The following is a 23,986-nucleotide window of genomic DNA, read 5'->3' on the forward strand; positions in this document are numbered from 1 at the left end:
CCCGGTTCATGCCTGTGCCCCCGGTGATAGAGTGGGCGATTGCTTCCTGACTCGCCGAGATCCGCCATGTCCCAAGCCACCTTCTACCCCGTCGGAACCCCTGGCCAGCCGTGGGGAGCGGCGGAACGGGAGCTGTGGCGTGGCCGCCAGCAGCGCCTGCGTCGCTATGACGAGGAGGTGCTGCCGCGGATCGAGTCGCTGGGCTCGCGCTTCGACAAGGTGGCCTATGGCCAGCTCGACTACGCTGGCGAGACCTACACCCTGTTCGCCCTGCGCAGCCGCGACTGGAACCCGGCGCTGCCCGCCGCGCTGGTTACCGGTGGCGTGCACGGCTACGAAACCAGCGGCGTGATGGGCGCGCTGGAATTCCTTGAGAAGCACGCCGCCGACTACGCCGGCAAGGCCAACCTGCTGGTGGCGCCATGCGTGAACCCGTGGGGTTTCGAGCGCATCAACCGCTGGAACTTCGATGCGATCGACCCGAACCGCAACTTCCGCGCCGATGGCCCGGCGCGTGAATCAACGGCGGTGATCGAGCTGATCGCGCCGTACAAGGGCCAGTTCGTGCTGCACATCGACCTGCACGAGACCACCGACAGCGACGAGAGCGAGTTCCGCCCAGCGCTGGCCGCACGTGACGGCAAGCCGTTCGAGCCGGGCCTGATCCCCGATGGCTTCTACCTGGTGGATGACAGCGAGAACCCGCAGCCGGCCTTCCAGCAGGCGGTGATCGCTGCGGTGGAAAAGGTGACCCACATCGCCCCGGCCGACGACAAGGGCGAGATCATCGGCTCGCCGGTGGTGGCCCACGGCGTGATCGAGTATCCGCTGGTGAAGCTCGGACTGTGCGCGGGCATCACCGGTGCGAAGTTCACTACCACCACCGAGGTCTACCCGGACAGCCCCCGGGCGACCCCGCAGCAGTGCAACGACGCGCAGGTGGCCGCGGTGTGCGCGGCGCTGGATTACGCGCTCGCCCATCGTTGACCGGTAGTGCCGGCCGCTGGCCGGCAACTGAAAAAGGGGACGGAGGGGATCAAGTCGTTTGTGCCACAAACGACTTGATCCCCTCCGTCCCCTTTTTTTGTGTCATCCCAACGCGTCGGCCCACCACAGTGCGGCCGGTCCCGGCGGCGCGTCGCGGCGCCAGAGCAGGTCGCTGTGGATGCGCCGCGGCCAGCCGGGCAGCGTCAGTTCCACCAGTCGCCCGCAGTCGTAACGCTGCACCAGTGCCCGCGGCAGCTCGGCCCAGCCGATGCCGTCCTCGGCCATCTCCATCACCATCAGATAGTCGGTGGCGGTCCAGGCCAGGCCGGTGACGATGTGGGACTGATCGACCTCCGCACTCAATCGCACCTGCCGGTGCCGCGCCAGCTGTGCGGCGCTGCGGCGGCCGGCGCTGGCCAGTGGGTGCTCGCGCGCCACGTACACCGACAGTTCGCTGTGATGGGCCAACGGCCGGGCCATCAGGCCATCCGGATAGCTTTCCTGTTGCGGCAGCAGGCCCAGCGCGGCGCGGCCGCTGCCGACCAGCTCCAGCACGTCATCGCCTTCGGCATCCAGCCATTCCAGTTCGATCTCCGGGAATGCTTCGGCGAAGCGCTGCAGCACGTGCTGCTCCGGATCGAGCTGGTACACGTCGGAGAACACCACGGTCAGCCGCGCTTCGACCGGCGCGGCCAGGCGCACACTCAACTGCTGCAGTCGGGCATCGGCGGCGAGGATTTCCTGGGCATGGCCAAGCACCTGGTGCCCGGCCTCGGTCAACCGGGGGTAGCGCCCGCTGCGGTCGAACAGGCTCACGCCCAGGTCGGCCTCCAGATGGGCAATGGCGGTACTGACCGTTGACTGCGTCTTGCGCAGGCGGCGCGCCGCCGCCGAGAACGAGCCCAGCGCGGCGGCTTCCACGAAGGCCTGCAGGGATTCGGGGGAATAGGGCATTGAACCATCGCTCCTGTCGATGGAATCCATTTTGATACCACCGTAAAAGGCGATGATACTGGCCGCCGTCGCCCCTGTCTGCGGGGCGTTCCGGACCCTCCACGCATGCCGTGGACCCATTGAAGAGGCGGCGCGGTCCCCGCCCTGCAAGGAGCTTCACATGTCCCGTACTGTTCCTGCCCGTGGCGCGCTGGCCGCCTGGGTCTGCCTGACCGTGGCGATCATCGCCGAGGTGGTCGGCACCTCGTTCATGGCCCATGCCGCCCGCGATGGCGGCTGGAGCGGCTACCTGATCATGGCCGGCGCGCTGGCGCTGTCCTACTTCTTCCTGGCGCAGTCGGTGCGCCGCATCGCCGTGGGCGTGGCCTACGCGGTGTGGGAAGGCCTTGGCCTGACCCTGCTGACCGTGGTCGGCCTCACCGTGTTCGGTGAAAGCCTGTCGCTGCAGCAGCTGGCCGGTCTGGTGTTGGCGGTGGTCGGCATCGTCTGCGTCACCCTCGGGGAGGTGCACTGATGAATACCCTGGCCCTGTTTTTCGTGATCTGTTCCGCGCTGATCGACGTGGCCGCCAACATGATGGTGGCCAAGTCGCAGGGTTTCCGTCGTTGGCGCTGGGGCGTCAGTGCGATCGTCCTGGTCTGGATCGCCTTCGCCCTGCTGGGCCAGGCCGTGCGCTACATGGATCTGGCTACGGCCTATGCGATGTGGGGGGCGATCGGCGTGATCGGCACCGCCAGCTGCGGCCGCCTGTTGTTCGGCAACCGCCTGCGGCCGATCGGCTGGGTTGGCATCGCCCTGGTCACGGCGGCGGTACTGCTGCTCAGCACCGCCAAGTAGCAGCACGCCTTGTCGCGAGCAGGGCGTCGATTGTGCAGCGATTTGCGAAGTCGCCCTTGCTCATCGACACTGCGGTTTTCCACATGGAGTGCCCGCATGTTCAGCCACATCACCGTAGGAACGAACGACATGGATGCCGCACGTCGCTTCTACGACGCGCTGTTCGCCGCGATGGACGCGCGTGCGGGCGTATTCGACGAGAAGGGACGGCTGCTGTACTTCAAGGATGGGCGGATGTTCGGTGTAACCGCGCCGATCGATGGGCAACCAGCGTGCCATGCCAACGGCGGCACCATCGGTTTCAGTCTGGGCAGCGCAGAGGCCGTGCGTGCCTGGCAGGAGGCTGGCGTGGCTCACGGTGGTACCGCCATCGAAGATCCGCCCGGCATCCGCAACATGTCCGGTCGCCAGGTGTTCCTGGCCTATCTGCGTGACCCGGATGGCAACAAGCTGTGTGCGGTGCACGTAATGTCGTGATCGGACAGGATGCGCGTGGCCGCGCCGCAGCCCGCGCGGGCAAGGTGGCACTCCGGCGCGCGCGTGATACCACGGAATGAGCGGACGGGCCTGCGACCGCAGGCCGCAACTTCATGCTCTGTCCACTGCGGTTCAGCCAGAATCGGTCGGCTAACCCTTTGATCTACCGGAGAACGCCGCCCCATGGAAGTACTGGAGCCGCAACAATCCCCGGTGCGTACCCTTCGGCCTGTGTTCGCCTTCGCGGCGATCGTTGTCGTGGCGTTCGCGCTGTTCGTCAGCCTGTTCCCGCTCGGCGCGGGCCGCCTTCTGCTCAAGGCACAGGACTGGGCCGCCCTCAACGTCGGCTGGTACTACCTGCTGGCCATGACCCTGTACCTGGTGTTCGTGGTGGGCGTGGCGCTGTCCAAGTACGGTGGCATCAAGCTGGGTGCCGACCATGACGAGCCGGAGTTCAGCTACCTCTCCTGGGCCGGCATGCTGTTCGCCGCCGGCATCAGCATCACCCTGTTCTTCTTCTGCGTGTCCGAACCGCTGACCCACTACCTGCAGCCGCCGCAGGGCGATCCGGCCGCAGGCGAGGCTGGCGCGCGCCAGGCCATGCAGCTGCTGTTCCTGCACTGGGGCCTGCACGGCTGGGGCGTGTTCGCGCTGGCGGCGATGGCGATGGCCTACTTCGCCTATCGCCACAACCTGCCACTGGCCCTGCGCTCGGCGCTGTACCCGCTGATCGGCAAGCGCATCAACGGCCCGATCGGCTACACCGTGGATGCGCTGGGCATCGTCGCCACCGTATTCGGCATCGGTGCCGACATGGGCTTCGGCGTGCTGCACCTCAATGCCGGTCTGTCGCACCTGTTCAACATTCCGCACTCCAACCTGGTGCAGATCATGCTGGTGGTCAGCATGATGAGCGCGGCGGTGGCCGTGGCCGTGTCCGGCGTCGAGAAGGGCGTGCGCTGGATGGCCAACATCAACATGCTGCTGGCGATCGCGCTGGTGCTGTTCATGCTGTTTGCCGGGCCGACGCAGTACCTGTTCAGTACCTTGATGCAGAACCTGGGCGATTACCTGGGCAGCGTGGTCGGCAAGAGTTTCGACGTATACGCCTATGGCGGCCGACCGGAATGGCTGGGCGGCTGGACAGTGTTCTACTGGGCCTGGTGGACCGGCTGGGCGCCGTTCGTCGGCCTGTTCATCGCGCGCATCTCACGTGGCCGCACCATCCGCGAATTCGTATTCGGGGTGCTCCTGATCCCGCTCGGCTTCACCCTGGCCTGGCTGTCGATCTTCGGCAACAGCGCGCTGGACCAGGTGCTCCACCACGGCCAGCAGCAACTGGCACAGCTGGCGGTGGATGACCCACCGACCGTGTTGTATGCACTGCTGGATGGCTACCCGTGGAGCCGCACGGTGATCGCGGTAACGGTGCTGGTGAGCTTCATCTTCTTCGTGACCTCCGCTGATTCGGGGGCGGTGGTGTTGTCCACGCTGTCGTCGCATGGTGGATCACCCGAAGACGATGGTCCGCGCTGGCTGCGCGTGTTCTGGGGCACGGTGATCGCGGTGCTGACCGCCGGGTTGTTGCTGGCCGGCAGCATCGATGCATTGAAATCGGCGGTGGTGCTGGCATCGCTGCCGTTCTCGGCGATCCTGTTGCTGATGATGTGGGGCCTGACCCGCGCGTTCAGCGACGAGTCGCACCGCAAGCGCGCGCTGCAATACCGGCCGTCGCCCTTGATCGGAGACGATCGCCATCATCAGGGCTGGCGCCAGCGCCTGAGCCAGGCCATGCACTTCCCGGTGCGCGACCAGGTCTACCGCTTCATGGATGACACGGTGAAGCCGGCGATGGAGGCGGTGGCCGAGCAGCTGCGCGGGCAGGGCTGGGACGTGGCGACGCGCTTCGAGGCCGGCGACATGGAGTTGACGGTGAACCACGGCGAGCAGCAGGATTTCCTGTACCGGGTGATCCTGAGTGGCTACCTGACCCCGTCGTTCGCCGCCCAGCAGCTGCGCAACCAACGCTACTACCGCGCCGAGGTGCATCTGTTCGAAGGCAGCCAGGATTACGATCTGGTGGGCTACAGCCGCAAGCAGATCATCAACGACATCATCAGCCAGTACGAACGGCACCTGCAGTTCCTGCACCTGAGCCGGTGATGCGGTGGGTGCGGACCGTTGGTCCGCACACCCCTGTAGAGCCGAGCCCATGCTCGGCTTCCTGTTGCCGAAGAGCAGCCGAGCATGGGCTCGGCTCTACAGGTGGCCTGTCAGAACCGGTAGCGTGCCCCCAGCGAGACGAACTGCCCGCGCAGGTTGTACTGGCTGATGTCGAAACCGTTGGAACCACCAGCCGGGTCGAACGGCGGGTCCTTGTCGGTCAGGTTCAGCACCGACAGCGACAGCGTGGTGTTGGCAATGCCTTCGTACGCCACATACAGGTCCAGCTGGTGATAGGGCTTGACGCGGTCACGCAGCCCCGGGTTGCTGGTCGTCGTCGCCACGCGCTGGTCGTAACCGCTCACGTACTGCAGGCTCAGCGTGCTGCTCCAGTCGCCCACCGCCCAGTTCAATGAGGTGGTGCCGCGGGTGCGAGGCAGCGCGCCGTGGCGGTTGTTGCCGGCGCCTTCGTACGGTGCCTGGCCGGCTACCAGCGGCTGCTTGAAGCTGAGCAGGTGGGTCCAGCTGCCGGCCACGGTGAAGTTGCCCCAGCCGTCGGTGCGGAAGGTGCGATTGGCTTCCAGGTCCAGCCCTGAAGTGGTCAGTTCGCCCTGGTTGGCGTACTGGTTGGTGATGAACTGGATGCGTCCCTGCGCATCACGTTGCACGCGACCGGGGAACAGTGTCGGGTTGTCGACGATGAACTGCGCGCTGTCCGGCTTGACCAGGTTGTCCTGCTCGATGCGGTACCAGTCCAGGCCGATGCTGGTATCGCCATCCGGCGACCACACCGCACCCAGGTTGAAGTTGCGCGAGCGTTCGGCCTTCAGGTCCGGATTGCCGGTGCGGATGTTGGTGACGCCACGGCTGCCGCCGGGCTGCAGCGGATCCAGCGGATCGATCACCGAGCCGTAGCTGACGGTCTGGCCCGGCGCGATCTCCGGCAGCGAGGGTGCACGGAAGCCGCGCGAGAACGAGCCGCGCAGCAGCAGGCTGTCCAGCGGCTGCCAGCGAAGCGCCACCTTCGGCGAGAACGCCTCGCCGAAGTCGTCGTAGTGGTCGCCACGGCCGGCCACCTGCAGTTCCAGCGTGCGATGCAGCGGCACGCTCAGTTCGGCGTAGGCGGCGCTGACCTGGCGCTCGCCGTTCACCACGTTGATGGCCGGGCGCAGTTCGGTGCCCGACAGCACCTGCGCGCTGGTGCGCGCATCCAGTGATTCCTTGCGGAACTCTGCACCCCAGGCGAAGCCCACCGCACCGGCCGGCATCTCCCACAGCGAGGTCGAGGCCTTCAGGTTCAACGAATGCAGCTTATACCAGCCCGGACGCTTGGTCTGCAGGCGCAGGGCATCCAGCGCGCCCGGCGAGCTGGACGGATCGAGGAAGTTGTAGCTGCCATCGCGCAGGATCTGCTCGAACGCGTAGCGGTTGACGAAGTTGTCGACGTATTCGCGCTGAGCGCTTTGCGAGGTCAGTGCCGCCACTTCCCAGTCCCAGCGCTCGCCACTGCCGCGCACGCCGGCCAATGCACGGTAGAACACCTGCGTGTTGTCCTTCAGGCGCGGGCCGAGATCGAAGAAGGTGTACTCGAACGGCAGCGGCGTGCTGCCCGGGTTGTTCGGGTGGCCGACCGGCAGCACCGCCGGCACGTCGATCAGCGTGCCGGTGGCCGGGTTGTACGCGCGCAGGCCGGGGCCGACGGTCAGCGGCGCGCTGAAGATCTGGTCGGCCTTGTTGTGGCTGTACAGCACATCGGCGAACGCTTCGACGCTGTCATTGAAGCGGTAGGTTGCACTCAACGAGGCCTGCAGGCGCTCGGCGCCGGGCTGCAGGGTCTTGAACGGCTGCGCATTGAAGGCGCAGGCCTGGCCGGGCAGGGTACTGCCGAAGTCGCTGTACGGGCGCAGCTGGCTGCCGTCGGGGCAGTTGGCGAACGGCTGAGGTGCGCGTGGGTTGGACAGCCAGTTGCCACCGGCGGTGGACCAGCCGGCCAGGCGTCCGCCGGGCTTGTCGCGGAAATCGCCGCTGCGGGTATAGGCGCGCTGGTCGGCGTCGAGGCGATCACGCTTGAGCAGGTCCAAGCCGAACAGCACGTTCCAGCCCTGCTGCTCCAGGTCGCCGAAGCCGGCCAACAGGTTGGCCTTGCGTTCGTCCAGGCCGCCCTGGGTGGCGGTACCGAAGCCGCCACCCACTTCCACGCCCTGGAAGTTCTTGCGCAGGATGATGTTGATGACACCTGCGATGGCATCGGAGCCATACACCGCCGAGGCGCCGTCCTTCAGCACTTCGATGCGTTCCACCGCGCTGATCGGCAGCGCGTTGAGGTCGACGAACGTGTCCTGGGTATTGAGCGCGAAGCCGAAGTTGGACACGCGGTAGCCGTTGACCAGCACCAGCGTGTTCTTCGGCGACAGGCCACGCAGGCCGATCGAGGCCGAGCCAGCGGCGAAGCTGCCGGTGTACTGCTCATCGAAACTGTTGCCGGCATTGGCCGACAGGTTGCGCAGCACGTCGGTAAGGGTGGAGTGGCCGGTCTGCTCGATCTGTTCGCGGCTGACGATCTGCACCGGGTTCGGCCCCGCGGTATCACTGCGCTTGATGTTGGAGCCGGTCACCAGCACGGTGCCGAGAGTGGTGCTGTCCTTGCCGGTATCGGCCGATTCAGCGGCGCCGGCAGCGCCGGCGGTGAGGCTCAGCGCAATGGCGCCGGCTAGCAGGTTCAGGGTGGTGCGGTACATGGAAGCGACAACGCCGAACGGGGGAGGAGCCGTCAGTACCGCATGCAGGTACATGCACCTTCCAATGACGAAAGCGCATTCAGTTATACATCACAGGTTCTTAACGAACCGGCTCGGTGGGCGCGGACCGTTGGTCCGCACGCCCCTGTAGAGCCGAGCCTACGCTCGGCTGCACACACTGGCCGGAAAGCAGCCGAGCATGGCTCGGCTCTACAGAAGGCAATGTCAGACGATCACGGCCGCAGCAGCACCTTGCCGTTACGACCCGAACCCGCACCGGCCTTCGCCGCCTGGGCGATATCGTCCAGCGCGAAGATCTGCTCCACCGGCAGCGTCAGCTCGCCGCCAGCAGCACGCTTCAGCAGTTCGCTCACCAGCCGGCGCTTGTCCTCCACCGCCATCGCCTGGCTGACCTTGCTGCCCCAGAAGCCCTTCACCGTGGCCTCCTTGTAGATCAGGCCGCCGGCAGGAATGTGCATCGGCTCGCCACTCATCACACCGAACGACACCAGCGTGCCGTGGTGGCCGAGCAGGTCGACCAGATCGCCACTGGCGTCGCCGCCGATGGAATCCACCGCGGCCGCGGCCTGTGCTTCGCCGGTCGCTTCACGCACGCGATCCTTCCAGCCGTCCACCGAGGTGTCGAACACATGATCGATGCCCAGCGCCTGCAACTGCGCCACGGCAGCGGCGTTGCGCACCAGGTTGGCCACATGCACGCCACGCGCCTTTGCCAACATCGCCAGCGACTTGCCGACCGCGCCGTTGGCGGTGTTCTGCACGATCCACTGGCCTGCTTCGACGTGCAGGAACTCCAGCAGCATCAGCGCGCTCAGCGGCATGGCGATCAGCTGTGCGGCCATCTCGTCCGGGATCGCCTCCGGCATCGGAATCACCATGCGTGCCGGTGCAATGAACGCTTCGGCCCAGGTACCGTGCACCGAGGCGGCGGCAACCCGCTGGCCGATCTGCAGGCCATCCACGCCATCGCCGAGTGCATCGACCACGCCCAGTGCTTCACTGCCACCGATCGCCGGCAATGTCGGCTTGTACCCGTAGAGGCCACGCACGGTCAGCAGGTCGTGGTTGTGGATCGAGGCCAGCACGGTGCGGATGCGCACCTCGCCGGGGCCGGGCTCGGGCAGGGGGGCATCGGCAATGGCGAGGACGTCGGCCGGGTTGCCGAAGGAGGAGTACTGGGCAGCGCGCATGGGCGGTGTTCCGGGGAAAGTGGATGTTGTACCGAACTGGGGACGCAGGGCATGTCGACAAGGCGTCGCCGCTGCAACACGGCATCCTGCGACTGATCGTCGCAGCATGTCGTGATTACCGCATCTTGTGTTGACGGTGCGCGTCATCCCCACTATGTTGTGGCCGTCACTCCCGGTCAGCCGCCGCCGCCGGACATGCAGCAAACGTCCCACGGCCCGCCCCTGAAGGCTTGCCGTGTCGACGCGGCCGCCACCGTGCGGACGCAGGTCGCCCCCACGGCCCGGATACCGGCCGCAGGCGCAGGCAGATGCCGACGACCTCCGTTCCCGCACCCTGGCAATCCACCCGTTTGCCCCGTGCGCCGGTATCGCGTTCAGGGCCGCCATGGCATCGACCGCCAAAGCGCGTGCGAGCCTGGAGTTTCACCACCATGACCGACAGTACCTTCCGCGCGGCCGATCTGGCCGGCGCTGGCGACGCCTTGCGCGCCGGTGGCGAGCGCGTGCCGACCTGGATCACCAAGGAGGCCGGCAACCGCCGCCTGCCGTTCGAGGCCGAGCGCCTGCAGCGCAGCATCGACGCCGTGGATGCCGAGTTCCCGCAGCTGGACGTGAGCGACTATCGCCGCGTGGTGCAGGCAATGGTCGAGCGCAAGCCCAGCATCAGCGCCGATGACCTGGTCGATCTGCTGATCCGCGAGGCCGAATCGCGGGTGGACCTGGTCGCGCCCGAGTGGGAACAGTTCGCCGCGCGCATCTACCTGCGTCGCCTGTACAAGCGTGCCAGCCGCAACCGCTTCTACGATGTCAGCCTGAAGTACGGCTCCTATGTGGGCCTGCAGGAAAGCCTCGCCGATCGTGGCATCTACAGCAACGACATCCTGCGCTGCTATTCCAAGGAAGAGCTGCAGCAGGCCGGTGAGATGATCGATCCGGAACGCGACCGCCTGTTCGCCTACAACGGCCTGTACCTGCTGGCCACGCGCTATCTGGCCAGCGACCGCAGCCGCGAGGTCTATGAGCTGCCGCAGGAGCGCTGGCTGACCATTGCGCTGTACCTGATGCAGGAGGAAAAGCCGCGCGAACGCCGCATGCAGCTGGTCGGCGAGGCGTACTGGGCGCTGTCCAACCTGTACATGACGGTGGCTACGCCGACCCTGGCCAACGCCGGCAAGGTGGGCGGCCAGCTGTCCAGCTGCTTCATCGACACGGTGGACGACAGCCTGCAGGGCATCTATGACTCCAACACCGATATCGCGCGCGTGTCCAAGCACGGCGGCGGTGTTGGCGCCTACCTGGGCTACGTGCGCAGCAGCGGCGCGCCGATCCGCGGCGTGGCCAATTCCTCCGGTGGCGTGGTGCCGTGGATCAAGCAGCTCAACAACACGGCGGTGTCGGTTGATCAGCTTGGCCAGCGCAAGGGCGCAGTGGCGGTATACCTGGACATCTGGCACCGCGACATCGAAGCCTTCATGGACCTGCGCCTCAACAACGGTGACCAGCGCCTGCGCGCGCACGATGTGTTCACCTCGGTGTGCGTGCCCGACCTGTTCATGGAAGCGGTCGAACGCCGCGCCGACTGGTACCTGTTCGACCCGCACGAGGTGAAGCAGGCCAAGGGCTGGTACCTGCAGGACTTCTACGATGAGAAGCGCGGTTCGGGCAGCTTCCGCGACCGCTATGCCGAGCTGGTGGCCGATGAGCGCATCAGCCGCCGAACGGTGAAGGCCATCGATCTGTTCAAGCGGATCATGCTCAGCCAGCTGGAGACCGGCAACCCGTTCCTGTTCTACCGCGACGAGGTCAATCGCAGGAACCCGAACAAGCACGCGGGCATGATCTATTCCAGCAACCTGTGCACCGAGATCCTGCAGAACATGAGCCCGACGCGGATGATCCAGGAGATCGTCAGCGGCGACCAGATCGTCACCACGCGCCGTGCCGGTGACTTCGTGGTCTGCAACCTGTCCTCGATCAACCTCGGCCGGGCGATCAGTGCACCTGATGACCTGCTGGCCACCGATGTGCTGGAGCGCCTGATCCCGATCCAGGTGCGCATGCTCGACAACGTGATCGACCTCAACGCGTTGCCGGTGCCGCAGGCCACGATCACCAACCACAAGTACCGTGCCATCGGCCTGGGCACGTTCGGTTGGCACCACCTGCTGGCGCAGCAGGCGATCCAGTGGGAATCTCCGGATGCCGAAGCATTGGCCGACCGTCTCTACGAACGCATCAACTTCCTGACCATCCAGGCCAGCGCGCAACTGGCGCGGGAGAAGGGCAGCTACCCCATGTTCGCCGGCAGCGATTGGCACAACGGACGCTACTTCCGTGACCGGGGCTACAGCGGCGCGGCCTGGGACAGCCTGGCCCGCGAAGTCGCCACGCATGGCCTGCGCAACGGTTGGCTGCTTGCAGTTGCGCCGAACATGAGCACCGCGCAGATTGCAGGCTCCACGGCCTCCATCGACCCGATCTACAGCGCGTTCTACTACGAGGAAAAGAAGGACTTCCGGCGGCCGGTGGCGGCGCCGGGTCTGTCGCTGGAGACCTGGCCGTACTACGAGAAGGGCGCCTACAAGGTCGATCAGTTCGCCAGCGTGCGCCAGAACGCGCGCCGCCAGCGCCATGTCGACCAGTCGATCAGTTTCAACCTGTACGTGCCCAGCACCATCCGCGCCAGCACGCTGCTGGAGCTGCATCTGACGGCCTGGCGCGAAGGGCTGAAGACCACCTACTACGTGCGCTCCAACGACATCGACATCAGCGAATGCGAGTGGTGTTCAAGCTGACCGCCGCGACCGCTGTAGAGCCGAGCCCGCGCTCGGCTCAGACGCGAAGAGCAGCCGAGCGCGGGCTCGGCTCTACATCCGCAACGCACGTAACACGAAGGCAGACGACCATGGCAACCCCCCTCGATCGCATCAAGATCCTCGAACCACGCCATCCCAACCGCAGCACCGGCATCATCAACGGCCAGACCAGCGGCATCCTCAACTGGAACGATATCCCGTACCCGTCGTTCTATCGGGCCTACAAGGAGCTGTCGACCAACTTCTGGATTCCCGACGAAGTGGACATGAAGCTGGATGCGCGCCAGTACGGAGAGCTGTCCGGGCGCGAGAAGAACGCTTACGACTCGATCATCGGCCTGCTGGCCACGCTGGATTCACCGCAGACGCGCTTCATCTACAACGTGGCCGAGTACATCACTGATCCGGCCGCGCATGCCAACGCGGCGATCATCGGCCAGCAGGAAGTGATCCATAACGAGAGCTACAGCTACGTACTGGCCTCGATCACCGACCTGCCGAACCAGAACCGGATCTTCGAGATCGCCCGTACCCACCCGACCATCATCAAGCGCAATGCCCCGATCATGGGCGCGTATGACGACTTCATGCGCGAGAAGACCGCCGAGACCCTGCTCAAGTCGCTGATCCAGTCCTCGATCCTGGAAGGCATCAACTTCTATTCCGGTTTCGCCTACTTCTACAACATGGTGCGGCAGAACCGCATGAACGGCACCGGCAAGATCATCAGCTTCATCAATCGCGACGAGCTGGCGCATACCAAGTTCATCAGCGAGCTGATCCGCGCCATCATCGGTGAAAACCCCGAGCTGCAGACCAATGAGTTGACCGCCTATGTACACCAGTCATTCGAACATGCCATCGAGCTTGAGACGCAGTGGTCGTCGGAGGTTCTGGATGGCATCGATGGCATCGACGTGGACGAGATGGTGCGCTACGTGAAGTACCGCGCCAACAAGATGGCCGGCATGCTCGGCATCGAGCGCCTGTACAGCGACACCACCGACAACGTGATGCCGTGGATCAAGGCCTACGCCGACAACTTCACCGAGACCAAGACCGACTTCTTCGAGATGCGCAATGCAAGTTACAAGAAGACCAACGTCGACAACGGCTTCGACGATCTCTGAGCCTGGCGCCGTGCTGAGCATCCTGATGGTGGTCGCCTCCTTGAGCGGCAACACCCGCGAACTCGGCCGGCAGATTGCCGAACGCTGCCGCGTTGCCGGTCATGCGGTGTACTGGCAGGAGGCCGACGACCTGCGCCAGGCACCGCCGCTGGCGGCCGATGAGGCCGACCTGGTGCTGCTGGGCTGCTGGACCGACAATGCCGGGCGCACGCCAGCGGAGATGAAGGCGTGGGTGGCCGGCATTGCCGAGCGCGGTCAGCAGCCACGCCAGCTGGCGGTGTTCGGTACCGGCGAAACGCAGTGGGGGCAGGCGTACTACTGCGGCGCCGTGCACCGGCTGATCCGCTATTTCCGCAGCGACTATCCGCCGCTGGAGATCGAACAGATGCCGCATGGCGAGCGTCATGCCGAAGCCATCGACGCCTGGACCGATGCGGTCCTGGCCCACTACTGGAGAAACAGCGATGCAGATCATCGACGCCACCACGCCTGAGCAGTTCCAGCAGCTGCTGGCCGAGCACCCGCGGGTGCTGGTGGATTTCCACAAGGACCAATGCCCGGGATGCCGGATGCTGGAGATGTCGCTGCATCGGGTGGCCAACAGCGTAGCGGGGCAGGGCACGACCCTGCTGCGCGTGCAGTTGGAAGTGCTGGGTGAGGCGTTCTTCAGGGAGCTGGGGCTGCGGCAGACGCCGACGCTGTCTCTGTTCCGTGACGGCGACGAACGCACGCGCCTGGCCGGGTTCCAGTCGCCGCAGCAGATCGAGGCCGCGATCGCGTTGCATCTGTAGAGCCGAGCCCATGCTCGGCTGCCGTTCGCGCGGTGAGCGATGAGTCGAGCATGGCTCGACTCTACAAGGGCATCCACGCATGGCGTGGATCTACCGGGGCAGGGTCCGTGGTTTGGCGTCAGGCTCCGCTGAAGGTATCCACCAGCAGCTTCACATTCAGCACCACGATCACCAGCGCGATCACCCAGGCGATTGCGCCGAGCCAGCGCGGTGCGACCAGCGCGCCCATCGTCACCTTGTCGGTCACGATCCGTACCAGCGGGATGATCGCGAATGGCAGCTGCATCGACAGCACCACCTGGCTCAGTACCAGCAGCTTCACTGCGCCCTGGTCGCCGAACAGCAGGATCACCACCACCACCGGAATGATCGCCAGCGCACGTGTGATCAGCCGTCGCAGCCACGGCGGCATTCGCAGGTGCAGGAAGCCTTCCATCACGATCTGGCCGGCCAGCGTCGCAGTGACTGTCGAATTCAGGCCCGACGCCAGCAGCGCCACCGCGAACAGGGTCGCCGCCGCGCCCACGCCGAGCATTGGCGCCAGCAGCTGGTGGGCCTGCTCGATGTCTTCCACGTCGAATCGGCCATTGGCATGGAACACGGCCGCCGCCAGGATCAGGATGCTGGCGTTGATGAACAATGCGAGCGTCAACGCAAGGGTGCTGTCGGTGACCGCCCAGCGCAGCGCGCTGCGGCGGCCTTCATCCGTGCGCGGGTAGGCGCGGGTCTGCACGATCGACGAATGCAGGTACAGGTTGTGCGGCATCACCGTGGCACCGATGATGCCGATCGCAATGTACAGCGCGTTCGGATCGGTCACCACCTGTGCGCGCGGAATGAATCCGCCCAGCACCGCCATCACTGGCGGGGCAGCCATCGCGATCTGCACCACGAAGCAGGCGAAGATCACCATCAGCAGCGCGATCACGAAGGCTTCCAGTGCACGGAAGCCGCGATTCATCAGCAGCAGAACCAGCAGCGTATCCAGCGCAGTGATCACCGCGCCCCAGAGCAGTGGCAGGTCGAACAGCAGCTTCAGCGCGATCGCGGTGCCAATCACCTCGGCCAGGTCGCAGGCGATGATCGCCGCCTCGCACAGCGCCCAAAGTGCCAGGTTCACCGGCTTCGGGTAGCGGGCGCGGCAGGCCTGCGCGAGGTCCATGCCGGTGGCGATGCCGAGCCGTGCCGACAGCGCCTGCAGGATCACCGCCATCAGGTTGGAAATGAGGATGACCGACAGCAGCAGGTAGCCGAAGCGCGAACCACCGGCGAGGTCGGTGGCCCAGTTGCCCGGGTCCATGTAGCCGACCGAGATCATGTAGCCCGGGCCGAGGAAGGCCAGCAGGCGGAACCACCAGTGACCCTTGTCGGGTACCGCCACCGAGGCGTTGAGCGCACCCAGGCTGGCCGGAGTGGAGGCCGAAGGATCGCGGGGCGCCAGGGTGTTCATGGGTCCGAATATAGCTCCTGCTATAGTCATTAGCAATGTGAAACAATCGTCTTTATCGCGTTACTGGTCCAGAATTCAGGTTCAACACCGGATTACACCGGAAGGACAGGCGCAGGCGTGGGCAAGACCGACGATTCGACATCGCTGAAAAGCACCCCCTTGATCGAGGCCGAGCGCCAGGTCGAGAGCTTCCGGCAAGTGCGCGAGGCGCACCGTATGGAGCTGGTGGAGGACTATGTCGAACTGATTTCGGACCTGCTGGCCGACGGCGGCGAGGCTCGCCAGGTCGACATCGCCACCCGCCTGGGTGTGGCCCAGCCCACGGTGGCGAAGATGCTGCGGCGCCTGGCCCGCGATGGCTGGGTGGTGCAGCGGCCGTACCGCGGCGTGTTCCTGACCCCGGAAGGCGAGGCGCTGGCCCATGCGAGCCGCCAGCGCCACCAGACCGTGGAGCGATTCCTGCTGGCGCTCGGCGTGGACGCGGATACCGCGCGGCGCGATGCGGAGGGCATCGAGCACCATGTCAGCGAACAGACACTGGCTCTGTTCGAGGCGTTCGTGCGCAAGGCCGAGGGCGAGGCGCCGTAACGGTAGCGCCGGGCCATGCCCGGCGGCCGTTCGCGCGATCCCGGTTTTTGTAGAGCCGAGCCATGCTCGGCTGCCGTTTGCACGGTGATGGAATGCGTCGAGCATGGCTCGACGCTACAGGTCAGGCGGGCAGCGCGCCTGCTGCTGCGCGCACGCGCGTTTCGTCCATTCCTTCAACACCGGCTGCAGGCCTTCATAGCGCCGGCCCTGCCATCCGTTGGCCAGCACCTTCCCATCCGTATCGATCAGCACCAGGTTCGGTGGTGCCAATCCGGCCAATGCCTGCAGTGCCGGCATGCGGGCGGCGCGGCGCGGGTCCAGTACCGGCCACGGCATGTCCTGCGCGTGCATGTAGCGGCGAAGCGCGCTCTCGCTCTCATCCTGACTGACGTACACCACTTCGGTATCGGCGCCGGCTTGGCGCAGGGCATCACGCACGCTGCGCAGCGTGGGTACGAAGGCATGGCACGGTGCACACCAGTCGGCGCCGAAGTACAGCGCCACCAGTTTCGGCGGCGACGACCACTGCATCGGCCGTAGCGATCGCTGCTCCGGCCGCATCAGCGAGGCCGAAACCTGCGCGTGCAGGTCCCCAGCCATCGCCGGTGCGGCCAGCAGCATGGCACAGGCCAGCAACAACGCTCGCAGAGCTTCAGAACGCATAGCGCAGGTTGACGTACCACGAGCGCGCGAAGCGCGGCCCGTAGACATAGTCGCTGTCACGCAGCGCGCCCACTTCCAGATCCTTCTGGCGCTGATCGAACACGTTCTTGACGCCAGCGGCTACCGACACTTCCTGCTGCGCCTGCGTGCCCAGATGGCGGTGCCAGCGCGCACCAAGATCGGTGACCAGGAAAGAACGTGTGCGGTGCAGCTCGCCCAGCCGGTTGTTCAGCACCGACATCGGCCCGGTATGGCGCAGCGCGACGAAGGTTTCACACGGTTCGGCAGGCATCCAGCTGAGCTGCGCCAGGCCGGTCCAGCGCGGTGTCTTCAGGTAGTCGCGGCTTTCGATGATGGTATCGCCACCGTCGCCAGTGTCGTCGAAGATGCGCTGCGGTTCGCGGAAGCGCGAGCGGTACCACGAGGCACCGGCGGTCAGGCGCCATTGCGGCGACGGTTGCCAGCCGAGGTTGGTTTCCGCACCCAATACGTTGGAGCCGGAGGCGTTGTAGCGCAGCTGGCTCAGTTGTCCGTCATCGCCGCGCTGGATCTCGCCCAGCGCGAAGGTGTCGCGGATGCGTGCATAGGAGGCGGTGGCATCCCAACTCCACACCGGATTGGCCGGGTCCGAGCGCCAGTCAAAACCGAACAGGGTGGTCAACGCGCGCTCTTCTTTCAGACCGTCCGTGTTGCGCACTCGCACCTGTTCGCCGCCCAGCGTATCGACGTGCACATCCTCGACGAAGATCTCCGGCGCACGGAAGCCGGTGGCGATGCCGGCGCGCCATTTCAGGTTCGGAGTAGCCTGCCAGGCCAGCGCGATGCGCGGCGAGAACACCGCGTTGTCCAGCTCCGAGCTCTTGTCCACGCGTGCGCCCAGCACCAGGTCGACGTTGTCGCGCAGGCTCCACTCGTCCTGGATGAAGGCGCCCAGGTTGTGGAAGGTCGCATCCTCCAGCAGCGCGAGACGTTGCCCGTCACCGGTGCGGTTGTCGTCGCGCAGCGCCTCGTGCTTGTACTGCACACCGAAGGCCAGCGCATGCGCGCCGCGGCGCCAGTTCAACTGGCTGTCGATGTAGTGCAGCGGGTTGTGGGTGCGGCCGTACTGGCGCCACGAACGCGAGGCCGCGCTGCCGGCCACGTTGCGGTCCAGCTGCAACGGGTCATAGCCGGGCGCCGAGGGATCGGTGACCACATCGCCCAGGCCGCCATAGAAACTGTCGCGGTCGATGTCGGCGAAGGCATAGGCCAGGCGGAAATCGACGTCGGCGGTGATCTCCTGGTCCCACGACACGCTGCCGCGCCGGTATTTCGTATCCAGCGATTCGGCGATGTTGGCCAGGTATTCGGGCTGATCCAGGCGATTGCCGCCGCGGCGGGTTTCATCGGTCACCTGCAGGTCCAGGCGCAGCCGCGTGCCCGCCGTGGGCGCGTACCAGGCCTGCAGCCCGCCGACCTTGAGGTTCTTGCGGGTGATCTCGGTGTAGCCGTCACCGTTGTAGTCGATGCCGCTGTTCCAGTTGCGCTGGGCAATCACCGAAAGCCCGGCGTCTGCGTCCTTGGCAACCAGGTCCAGTCGAACATCGGCGTTCTTCTGCGGCGTACCCTTCAGCACATCCACGCCGGCCTGCACATGGCCACCGCTGCGCGCCGGCAGCGGCGGAATCAGGTTGATCACACCGGCAACCGCGCCCGGTCCGTACAGCGCCGAGCCGCCGCCCTTGACCACTTCGATGCGGTCGACGAACCCGGCCGGGATCTGCTCCAGACCGTACACGCTGCCCAGCGTGGACAGCAGTGGAATGCCATCGAAGAGGAGCTGGTTGTAGGCGCCGGGCAGGCCCAGCAGCTGTACTTCGCTGGTGTTGCAGTTCTGGCAGTTGCTTTCCACGCGCAGGCCGTTGATCAACTCGGCGGCGCGCGAGAAGTCGGTGGCCGCGCGCAGCGCGATGTCTTCCTTGCGCAGCACTTCGGTGCGGATCGGCACGTCCGACAGCAGGCGTTCGCTGCGCGTGGCGGTGCTGACCTTGACCTGCACACGGTCCAGTTCGGTCGGTTTCGGAGTGTCGGCCACTGCAGGCAGCGGCAGGGTCAGGACAATGGCGGCGGCCAGCGGCAACCGTCGGAAGCGGTGGGGGATAGAGTGCATGAGGGCGTCGTCCTTGTAGGAAGAAAGGCGGCGAGGGCGACCTGGCTGACGCATATGAAAGCAATGACTTATGAATATAGCAAGTGCTATATAACGAAGCCGCAGCAATTTCGGGCGGAGCGCCGGCCGAGTCAGATCATGCAAGTGTTATAACATCACATCTGGTAACGACCACCCTGCCGGTGGTCATAGGCGGAGGATGGAATAGTCGTGGGGGCAGTGGGGACGGGGCCAGAGCCCTTTCCTTTGGAAAGGGATCCGCCCCGGGAGCGGATCGTCAGCCGCGGCGGAAGGCGGCAGGGGTACGTGCGCCGACGATGATCATGCGGATCATCGTGGAGATCTGATCGACCAGTTCCGGATCCTTCTCCGGCGGCAGGTCCATGGCGGTGGCACCCATCGCGAACACCAGCCGGGTGATGGCCTTGGCCACCAGTTCGGGGGCATGCAGTACGGCGCCATCCAGTGCGGCCAGGCGCACCAGGTCGTGCTGCAGCTCTTCCTCGAAATAATGCAGCTCGCGTTCGACCGCGTGCTTGAAGTCGTCCGAGCCGACCGCGCCTTCGCGCAGCAGTACGTGCAGCAGCTTGTCGTCGGCGCGCAGCTGCTCCATGAAGGTCTCCACCGAGACCCGCACCACGCTGGTGGCGGTGGAGGTGGCGCGTTGGCGGGCCTCGCCGATGATGGTGCGCAGCGAGCGGCCGGCCGCGTCGATCAGCGCTACGGCCAGTTCGTCCATGTCGCGGAACTGCCGGTAGAAGCTGTTCGGCGCGATGCCGGCCTCGCGTGCCACTTCGCGCAGGCTGAGCGTGGACAGGCTGCGGTGCGGCCCGATCAGTTTCAGGGCGGCGGCCAGCAGATCCTCGCGGCTCACCGTACGGCGGGCCGGGCTGTTGGCATCTTCAGGCGTCGACAAGACGGTGGCGGCGGCCATGGCGGTTCCGGTGGGGCGAGGCTGAATCATACCCAATCCGGTTCAATATACACATGTATACACAGGTGTATGTGCGCCCGTATAGTGCGCCTATGAGCGCTGTCGTCCGTCCATCCCTGTTCTCTCCGTACCGCTGGGTCTCGCCGTCGCTGTTCGATTTCTGGGCGGGCCAGATCAATCCCCTGTGGACCCTGCGTGAACCGGTGGCCCGCCTGGTCCGGCGCGAGCCGGCCGGCGAGGGCGCGGCGACCCTGGTCCTGCGCACCAACCAGCACTGGGCCGGCATGCGCGCGGGCCAGCACGTCACCCTGGGCGTGGAGATTGAAGGACGCCTGTGGCAGCGCAGCTACAGCCCCACTGCGCTGGGACCGCGCGAACTGGCGATCACCGTCAAGGCGGTCGAGGGCGGCCGAGTCAGCCAGCATCTGGTCAACCATGCGCAGCCGGGCGAGCTGTTCCGCCTGGAGGCTGCGTTCGGAGAATTCCAGCTGCCGGCCGCGGCTCCGGTATTGCTGCTGGCGGCCGGTAGTGGCATCACGCCGATGCGCAGCCTGCTGCGCGAAGCCTGCCAGCGCCCGCTGGCCGCGCCGGTGGACCTGTTCTACTGGGAGCGCAGTGCCGCCCAGCTGCAGTTCCGCGATGAGCTGCAGGCACTGGCCGCGCGCCAGCCGAACCTGCGTGTGCACCTGCTGACCACCCGCGAAGGCGATGTGCCTGCCGCACGCATCGATACCCACGATCTGCAGGTGGCCGGCGATGACACCCCGTTGGCGCAGCGCCACGTGCTGGCCTGTGGCCCGGATGGATTCGTTGCCGCTGCGCGCGAACGCCTGGCGCACCAGGTCGCGGGTTTCCAGGCGGAAGCATTCACTCCGCCGGCGCCGTTGCGTGATGCCAGCAGCGAAGGCGAAGTGTCGCTGACCCTTGCCCGCAGTGGCCGCCAGCTGAGCGTGCCGCGCGGCCGCTCGTTGCTGGAAAGCCTCGAAGCCCATGGCATCAAGCCCAAGCATGGCTGCCGCATGGGCATCTGCAACACCTGCAGCTGTGACCGCGTCAGTGGCGCCACCCGCCACCTGCGCACCGGCGACCTGCAGTCCGAGTCGGCACAGCCGGTACGGATCTGCGTGAGCGCACCGACCACCGACCTGACCCTGGATCTCTGAGGACGCCTGCCATGACCCGCGCCACCGACCGTGCCCTGAGTACTGCCGAGATGCATGCCTTCGGCGAGGAACTCGACGCGATCCGCGACCGTGTGATCGGCAGCCTCGGCGCCTCCGATACCCGCTACATCCGCCGCGTGGCCGCCGCCGTGCGCTGGTTCGGCGTGGGTGGCCGTGGCCTGCTGTTCCTGGCGGCGTTTTCGCCGCTGTTCTGGATGCCGCTGCTGTGGCCGGCCGCGATCACCGGCACGCTGCTGCTGGCGCTGTCGAAGATCCTGGAGAACATGGAGCTGGGCCACAACGTGATGCACGGCCAGTTCGACTGGACCGGTGATCCCAAGCTCAATGGCAACACCTACGAGTGGGACATCGTTGCCACCGCCGACAACTGGCGCAAGACCCACAATTTCCGCCACCACACCTACACCAATGTGCGTGGCATGGACGATGACATCGGCTACGGCCTGCTGCGCATCTTCCCGGAACAGCGCTGGAAGCCGTTCTACCTGCTGCAGCCGATCATCGCGCCGATCTTCGCACTGCTGTTCCAGTGGGGTGTGGCCGCGCAGGACCTTCGCCTTGGCCGCTGGCTGAAGGGCCGCATGAGTGCCCGTGCGATGTGGCTGCAGACCCGCCCGGTGGCGCGCAAGATGCTGCGCCAGGTGCTGAAGGACTACGTGTTCTTCCCGCTGCTGGCGGGTCCGTTCTTCCTCACCGTGATGCTGGGCAACCTGGTCGCCAACGGCCTGCGCAACATCTGGACCTACGTGATCATCTTCTGCGGGCACTTCACCGCCGAATCGGAAACCTTCCCCAAGGAGTGCCTGCGCAATGAGTCGCGCGGCCACTGGTACCTGCGCCAGCTGCGCGGTTCGTCCAACATCAGCGGTGGCTTCCTGATCAACGTGCTGTCGGGCAACCTCAGCCACCAGATCGAGCACCATTTCTACCCGGATCTGCCGGCCAACCGCTATGCGGCCATCGCCACGGAAGTGAAGGACATCTGCCGCCGCTACGGCCAGCACTACAACAACGGCTCGCTGCCGCGCCAGTTCGGCCAGGTGGTCTGGCGCATCCTGCGCCACGCATTCCCGAGCAAGCCGCGCCGCCTGCCGATGCCGGACATCATGTCCGCACCGGCATCGGCCAACGCGGGCTGATCGACTCAGCCCGCCTTCGCCGGGGCGGCCTGCTCGCGGTCGAGGCGTCGCAGGAACACCTGCATTTCCTTGCATGCCTGCTGGTCGCCCTTGCTGCCGGCCACGCTCAAGCCGCGCTGCCATGCCTCACGCGCCGCCTGTGGCTGGCCACTGGCCAGCCAGGCTTTGCCCAGCAGCTTCCAGGCTGCCGAGTACTGCGGATCAAGCACCACGCAGCGGCCCAGGTGGGTTGCCGCGCGTACCGGGTTGCCGGCATCCAGCCAGCCCTTGCCCAGGCCGAAGCGCAGCAGCGCGCCGTCCTTGCCTGCGGCAAGCATGCATTCCAGAGCTTCGATGTTCATCCGCGCACCTCCACCAGCAGTTCGGCCGGGCCGGGCTGGAAGCGGCCGCGATGGAACAGCAGCGGCGCGCCGCCGTTCTCGTGCACTTCGATGATGCGGCCGGCCAGCAGCAGGTGATCGCCTACCGGCCACTGCGCGTGGCGGGTACAGGTGAGATGGGCGACCGCACCGGCGATGCGCGGCGGGGCGTCCTCGTCGTCATCCAGCAATGCCAGGCCGTCGAAGCGGTTGCGCACCTGCGGATCGGCGAAGCGCCGGGCCAGTGCTTCCTGGTCGGCCGCCAGCACGCTGAGCGCAAAGCGCGTGGCGCGCTGGAAGGTGGACAGGCTCTGTGCGTGCAGCGCCAGGTTCCACAGCACCAAGGGGGGCTGCAGTGAGACCGGTACGAACGAGTTGATGGTCAGGCCGACCGGCTTGCCCTGTGCATCGCGCGCGCAGACGATGGCCACGCCGGTCGGGAAATGGCCGAGCAGCCGCCGCAGGGCACGCGGCGGCATCTCGACCGATGGCACCGGGGCCGGGGCGGGGAACACCCCTGCCCACGGCCCGGCGTACGGCAGTGTCTCGCCGCTCATGAGGCCCGGGCCTGGCGGTAGCGCCGGCCGACCTCGGCCCAGTTGATGATGTTGAAGAAGGCGCCGATGTAGTCCGGGCGGCGGTTCTGGTAGTGCAGGTAGTAGGCGTGTTCCCAGACGTCAAGCGCCAGGATCGGGGTATTGCCGGACAAGCCGACCGTTGCGCCCATCAGCGGGCTGTCCTGGTTGGCGCTGCTTTCCACCTGCAGACGACCATCGCGATCGATGGTCAGCCAGGCCCAGCCACTGCCGAAGCGGGTCTGCGCGGCCTTGCTGAACGCATCCTTGAAGGCATCGAAGCCGCCAAGGTCACGGTCGATGGCGGCGGCCAGTTCATCATCGGGTGCACCACCGTTGGGGCAGAGCACGGTCCAGAACAGGCTGTGGTTGGCGTGGCCACCGCCGTTGTTGCGCACCGCGCCACGCTGCGCCTCGGGCACGGCATCGAGGTTGGCGATCAGCGCCTCGACCGGTTGCTCGGCGATGCCGGCCTGCTCGATGGCGGCATTGAGGTTGTTGACGTAGGTCTGGTGGTGCTTGCTGTGGTGGATCTCCATCGTGCGCGCATCGAAGTGCGGCTCGAGGGCGTCATAGGCGTAGGGGAGCGGGGGAAGCGAGTACGACATCGAAGCAATCTCCGTGGGGAAGGCCAGAGGGCTGGCCGTGGGGAGATCGTTATCGCACCTCAACATTGGTTGAGGTCAAGGGGCGGGGGGGTGAAATGCGTGAAAGGGAGCAAGAGCGGCATGGTAGTGCCGGCCGCTGGCCGGCAATCAGCGAAGGTCGGGTTGCCGGCCCGCGGCCGGCACTACCAGACCCCGCTTTTCGAACCTCACCGGCGCGCTGATGTGCTGCCCGC

Annotated in this window: 22 protein-coding genes; 12 read left to right on the plus strand and 10 right to left on the minus strand. The window is 66.2% G+C overall.

Annotated elements, in window-relative coordinates; genetic code table 11:
• Positions 1 to 66 precede the first annotated feature (66 nt).
• A complete protein-coding gene (locus tag AC2A1N_RS18720; RefSeq protein WP_061479844.1) occupies positions 67 to 987 on the plus strand; it encodes a M14 family metallopeptidase in 921 nt (306 codons plus the stop codon).
• 102 nt (positions 988 to 1,089) lie between these two features.
• Here AC2A1N_RS18720 and AC2A1N_RS18725 read toward each other — a convergent pair whose 3' ends face one another.
• Positions 1,090 to 1,941, minus strand: a complete 852-nt coding sequence (locus AC2A1N_RS18725; RefSeq protein WP_061479845.1) for a LysR family transcriptional regulator — start codon at positions 1,939 to 1,941, stop codon at positions 1,090 to 1,092.
• Positions 1,942 to 2,101: 160 nt separating this feature from the next.
• Here AC2A1N_RS18725 and AC2A1N_RS18730 point away from each other — a divergent pair, with 160 nt between their 5' ends.
• The 4 genes from AC2A1N_RS18730 (at position 2,102) to betT (ending at position 5,418) form a co-directional block, all read left to right on the plus strand.
• Complete coding sequence (locus AC2A1N_RS18730) at positions 2,102 to 2,455, plus strand: SMR family transporter (protein ID WP_061479846.1); 354 nt, start codon at positions 2,102 to 2,104, stop codon at positions 2,453 to 2,455.
• Positions 2,455 to 2,778 (plus strand): DMT family transporter, encoded by a 324-nt coding sequence (locus AC2A1N_RS18735; RefSeq protein WP_061479847.1) that lies wholly within the window; start codon positions 2,455 to 2,457, stop codon positions 2,776 to 2,778. The genes AC2A1N_RS18730 and AC2A1N_RS18735 overlap by 1 nt, the downstream gene beginning before the upstream one ends.
• A 96-nt stretch (positions 2,779 to 2,874) precedes the next feature.
• Complete coding sequence (locus AC2A1N_RS18740; protein ID WP_061479848.1) at positions 2,875 to 3,255, plus strand: VOC family protein; 381 nt, start codon at positions 2,875 to 2,877, stop codon at positions 3,253 to 3,255.
• Between the two features lie 183 nt (positions 3,256 to 3,438).
• On the plus strand, positions 3,439 to 5,418 hold the full coding sequence (betT, locus tag AC2A1N_RS18745; RefSeq protein WP_484373131.1) for a choline BCCT transporter BetT: 1,980 nt from the start codon (positions 3,439 to 3,441) through the stop codon (positions 5,416 to 5,418).
• Between the two features lie 110 nt (positions 5,419 to 5,528).
• Here the strand turns inward: betT and AC2A1N_RS18750 are convergent, their stop codons facing one another.
• Positions 5,529 to 8,156 (minus strand): TonB-dependent receptor, encoded by a 2,628-nt coding sequence (locus AC2A1N_RS18750; RefSeq protein ID WP_061479850.1) that lies wholly within the window; start codon positions 8,154 to 8,156, stop codon positions 5,529 to 5,531.
• A gap of 233 nt (positions 8,157 to 8,389) precedes the next feature.
• The gene (locus AC2A1N_RS18755) at positions 8,390 to 9,367 is read right to left on the minus strand and encodes a zinc-binding dehydrogenase (protein ID WP_061479851.1); all 978 of its coding nucleotides are present in this window, start codon (positions 9,365 to 9,367) and stop codon (positions 8,390 to 8,392) included.
• Positions 9,368 to 9,798: 431 nt separating this feature from the next.
• Between AC2A1N_RS18755 and AC2A1N_RS18760 the strand changes: the two genes are divergently transcribed.
• The 4 genes from AC2A1N_RS18760 (at position 9,799) to AC2A1N_RS18775 (ending at position 14,104) form a co-directional block, all read left to right on the plus strand.
• Complete coding sequence (locus AC2A1N_RS18760; RefSeq protein ID WP_061479852.1) at positions 9,799 to 12,162, plus strand: ribonucleoside-diphosphate reductase subunit alpha; 2,364 nt, start codon at positions 9,799 to 9,801, stop codon at positions 12,160 to 12,162.
• Positions 12,163 to 12,272: 110 nt separating this feature from the next.
• Positions 12,273 to 13,313: a ribonucleotide-diphosphate reductase subunit beta gene (locus AC2A1N_RS18765; protein WP_061479853.1), complete on the plus strand. Its 1,041-nt coding sequence runs from the start codon at positions 12,273 to 12,275 to the stop codon at positions 13,311 to 13,313.
• A gap of 25 nt (positions 13,314 to 13,338) precedes the next feature.
• Positions 13,339 to 13,806, plus strand: coding sequence for a flavodoxin (locus AC2A1N_RS18770; RefSeq protein WP_082783352.1), 468 nt, complete (start codon positions 13,339 to 13,341; stop codon positions 13,804 to 13,806).
• Positions 13,778 to 14,104 carry a thioredoxin family protein gene (locus tag AC2A1N_RS18775; RefSeq protein ID WP_005409967.1) on the plus strand — a complete coding sequence of 109 codons (327 nt, stop codon included), beginning with the start codon at positions 13,778 to 13,780 and terminating at the stop codon, positions 14,102 to 14,104. The genes AC2A1N_RS18770 and AC2A1N_RS18775 overlap by 29 nt, the downstream gene beginning before the upstream one ends.
• 118 nt (positions 14,105 to 14,222) lie before the next feature.
• On the opposite strand, the gene AC2A1N_RS18780 is transcribed toward AC2A1N_RS18775, so the two are convergent.
• Positions 14,223 to 15,554, minus strand: coding sequence for an Nramp family divalent metal transporter (locus AC2A1N_RS18780; RefSeq protein WP_061479854.1), 1,332 nt, complete (start codon positions 15,552 to 15,554; stop codon positions 14,223 to 14,225).
• Positions 15,555 to 15,671: 117 nt separating this feature from the next.
• On the opposite strand from AC2A1N_RS18780, the gene mntR reads away from it, so the two are divergent.
• The gene (gene mntR, locus AC2A1N_RS18785) at positions 15,672 to 16,142 is read left to right on the plus strand and encodes a manganese-binding transcriptional regulator MntR (protein WP_014647435.1); all 471 of its coding nucleotides are present in this window, start codon (positions 15,672 to 15,674) and stop codon (positions 16,140 to 16,142) included.
• Between the two features lie 114 nt (positions 16,143 to 16,256).
• Here the strand turns inward: mntR and AC2A1N_RS18790 are convergent, their stop codons facing one another.
• The 3 genes from AC2A1N_RS18790 to fabR form a co-directional block, all read right to left on the minus strand.
• A complete protein-coding gene (locus tag AC2A1N_RS18790) occupies positions 16,257 to 16,805 on the minus strand; it encodes a thioredoxin-like domain-containing protein (protein WP_061479855.1) in 549 nt (182 codons plus the stop codon).
• Positions 16,795 to 18,954 carry a TonB-dependent receptor plug domain-containing protein gene (locus tag AC2A1N_RS18795; RefSeq protein ID WP_484373135.1) on the minus strand — a complete coding sequence of 720 codons (2,160 nt, stop codon included), beginning with the start codon at positions 18,952 to 18,954 and terminating at the stop codon, positions 16,795 to 16,797. Before AC2A1N_RS18795 ends, AC2A1N_RS18790 begins: the two co-directional genes overlap by 11 nt.
• Before the next feature lie 277 nt (positions 18,955 to 19,231).
• Positions 19,232 to 19,888, minus strand: coding sequence for an HTH-type transcriptional repressor FabR (gene fabR, locus AC2A1N_RS18800; protein WP_061479857.1), 657 nt, complete (start codon positions 19,886 to 19,888; stop codon positions 19,232 to 19,234).
• Positions 19,889 to 19,980: 92 nt separating this feature from the next.
• Between fabR and AC2A1N_RS18805 the strand changes: the two genes are divergently transcribed.
• Both AC2A1N_RS18805 and AC2A1N_RS18810 read left to right on the plus strand, forming a co-directional pair.
• On the plus strand, positions 19,981 to 21,051 hold the full coding sequence (locus AC2A1N_RS18805; RefSeq protein WP_061479858.1) for a ferredoxin reductase: 1,071 nt from the start codon (positions 19,981 to 19,983) through the stop codon (positions 21,049 to 21,051).
• An 11-nt stretch (positions 21,052 to 21,062) separates the two neighbouring features.
• Positions 21,063 to 22,211, plus strand: coding sequence for a fatty acid desaturase family protein (locus AC2A1N_RS18810; protein ID WP_061479859.1), 1,149 nt, complete (start codon positions 21,063 to 21,065; stop codon positions 22,209 to 22,211).
• 5 nt (positions 22,212 to 22,216) lie between these two features.
• Here AC2A1N_RS18810 and AC2A1N_RS18815 read toward each other — a convergent pair whose 3' ends face one another.
• From AC2A1N_RS18815 to AC2A1N_RS18825, 3 genes are read right to left on the minus strand one after another with little or no spacing between them, the layout of a single operon-like run.
• Positions 22,217 to 22,552 carry a tetratricopeptide repeat protein gene (locus tag AC2A1N_RS18815; RefSeq protein ID WP_061479860.1) on the minus strand — a complete coding sequence of 112 codons (336 nt, stop codon included), beginning with the start codon at positions 22,550 to 22,552 and terminating at the stop codon, positions 22,217 to 22,219.
• Positions 22,549 to 23,127, minus strand: coding sequence for a flavin reductase family protein (locus AC2A1N_RS18820; protein ID WP_061479861.1), 579 nt, complete (start codon positions 23,125 to 23,127; stop codon positions 22,549 to 22,551). Before AC2A1N_RS18820 ends, AC2A1N_RS18815 begins: the two co-directional genes overlap by 4 nt.
• Entirely contained in the window at positions 23,124 to 23,753 is a 630-nt protein-coding gene (locus tag AC2A1N_RS18825; protein WP_061479862.1) for a superoxide dismutase, read from the minus strand. The genes AC2A1N_RS18820 and AC2A1N_RS18825 overlap by 4 nt, the downstream gene beginning before the upstream one ends.
• Positions 23,754 to 23,986 lie beyond the last annotated feature (233 nt).

This window comes from Stenotrophomonas maltophilia group sp. SKK55 (genome assembly GCF_057179845.1).

Coding starts and splice junctions, on each gene's coding strand:
- AC2A1N_RS18805 (WP_061479858.1), top strand. CDS start 19,981: ATGAGCGCTGTCGTCCGTCCATCCCTGTTCTCTCCGTACCGCTGGGTC.
- AC2A1N_RS18795 (WP_484373135.1), bottom strand. CDS start 18,954: ATGCACTCTATCCCCCACCGCTTCCGACGGTTGCCGCTGGCCGCCGCC.
- AC2A1N_RS18735 (WP_061479847.1), top strand. CDS start 2,455: ATGAATACCCTGGCCCTGTTTTTCGTGATCTGTTCCGCGCTGATCGAC.
- betT (WP_484373131.1), top strand. CDS start 3,439: ATGGAAGTACTGGAGCCGCAACAATCCCCGGTGCGTACCCTTCGGCCT.
- AC2A1N_RS18780 (WP_061479854.1), bottom strand. CDS start 15,554: ATGAACACCCTGGCGCCCCGCGATCCTTCGGCCTCCACTCCGGCCAGC.
- AC2A1N_RS18765 (WP_061479853.1), top strand. CDS start 12,273: ATGGCAACCCCCCTCGATCGCATCAAGATCCTCGAACCACGCCATCCC.
- AC2A1N_RS18775 (WP_005409967.1), top strand. CDS start 13,778: ATGCAGATCATCGACGCCACCACGCCTGAGCAGTTCCAGCAGCTGCTG.
- AC2A1N_RS18720 (WP_061479844.1), top strand. CDS start 67: ATGTCCCAAGCCACCTTCTACCCCGTCGGAACCCCTGGCCAGCCGTGG.
- AC2A1N_RS18770 (WP_082783352.1), top strand. CDS start 13,339: ATGGTGGTCGCCTCCTTGAGCGGCAACACCCGCGAACTCGGCCGGCAG.
- AC2A1N_RS18750 (WP_061479850.1), bottom strand. CDS start 8,156: ATGTACCGCACCACCCTGAACCTGCTAGCCGGCGCCATTGCGCTGAGC.
- AC2A1N_RS18755 (WP_061479851.1), bottom strand. CDS start 9,367: ATGCGCGCTGCCCAGTACTCCTCCTTCGGCAACCCGGCCGACGTCCTC.
- AC2A1N_RS18740 (WP_061479848.1), top strand. CDS start 2,875: ATGTTCAGCCACATCACCGTAGGAACGAACGACATGGATGCCGCACGT.
- AC2A1N_RS18730 (WP_061479846.1), top strand. CDS start 2,102: ATGTCCCGTACTGTTCCTGCCCGTGGCGCGCTGGCCGCCTGGGTCTGC.
- AC2A1N_RS18790 (WP_061479855.1), bottom strand. CDS start 16,805: ATGCGTTCTGAAGCTCTGCGAGCGTTGTTGCTGGCCTGTGCCATGCTG.
- AC2A1N_RS18725 (WP_061479845.1), bottom strand. CDS start 1,941: ATGCCCTATTCCCCCGAATCCCTGCAGGCCTTCGTGGAAGCCGCCGCG.
- fabR (WP_061479857.1), bottom strand. CDS start 19,888: ATGGCCGCCGCCACCGTCTTGTCGACGCCTGAAGATGCCAACAGCCCG.
- AC2A1N_RS18815 (WP_061479860.1), bottom strand. CDS start 22,552: ATGAACATCGAAGCTCTGGAATGCATGCTTGCCGCAGGCAAGGACGGC.
- AC2A1N_RS18825 (WP_061479862.1), bottom strand. CDS start 23,753: ATGTCGTACTCGCTTCCCCCGCTCCCCTACGCCTATGACGCCCTCGAG.
- AC2A1N_RS18810 (WP_061479859.1), top strand. CDS start 21,063: ATGACCCGCGCCACCGACCGTGCCCTGAGTACTGCCGAGATGCATGCC.
- AC2A1N_RS18760 (WP_061479852.1), top strand. CDS start 9,799: ATGACCGACAGTACCTTCCGCGCGGCCGATCTGGCCGGCGCTGGCGAC.
- AC2A1N_RS18820 (WP_061479861.1), bottom strand. CDS start 23,127: ATGAGCGGCGAGACACTGCCGTACGCCGGGCCGTGGGCAGGGGTGTTC.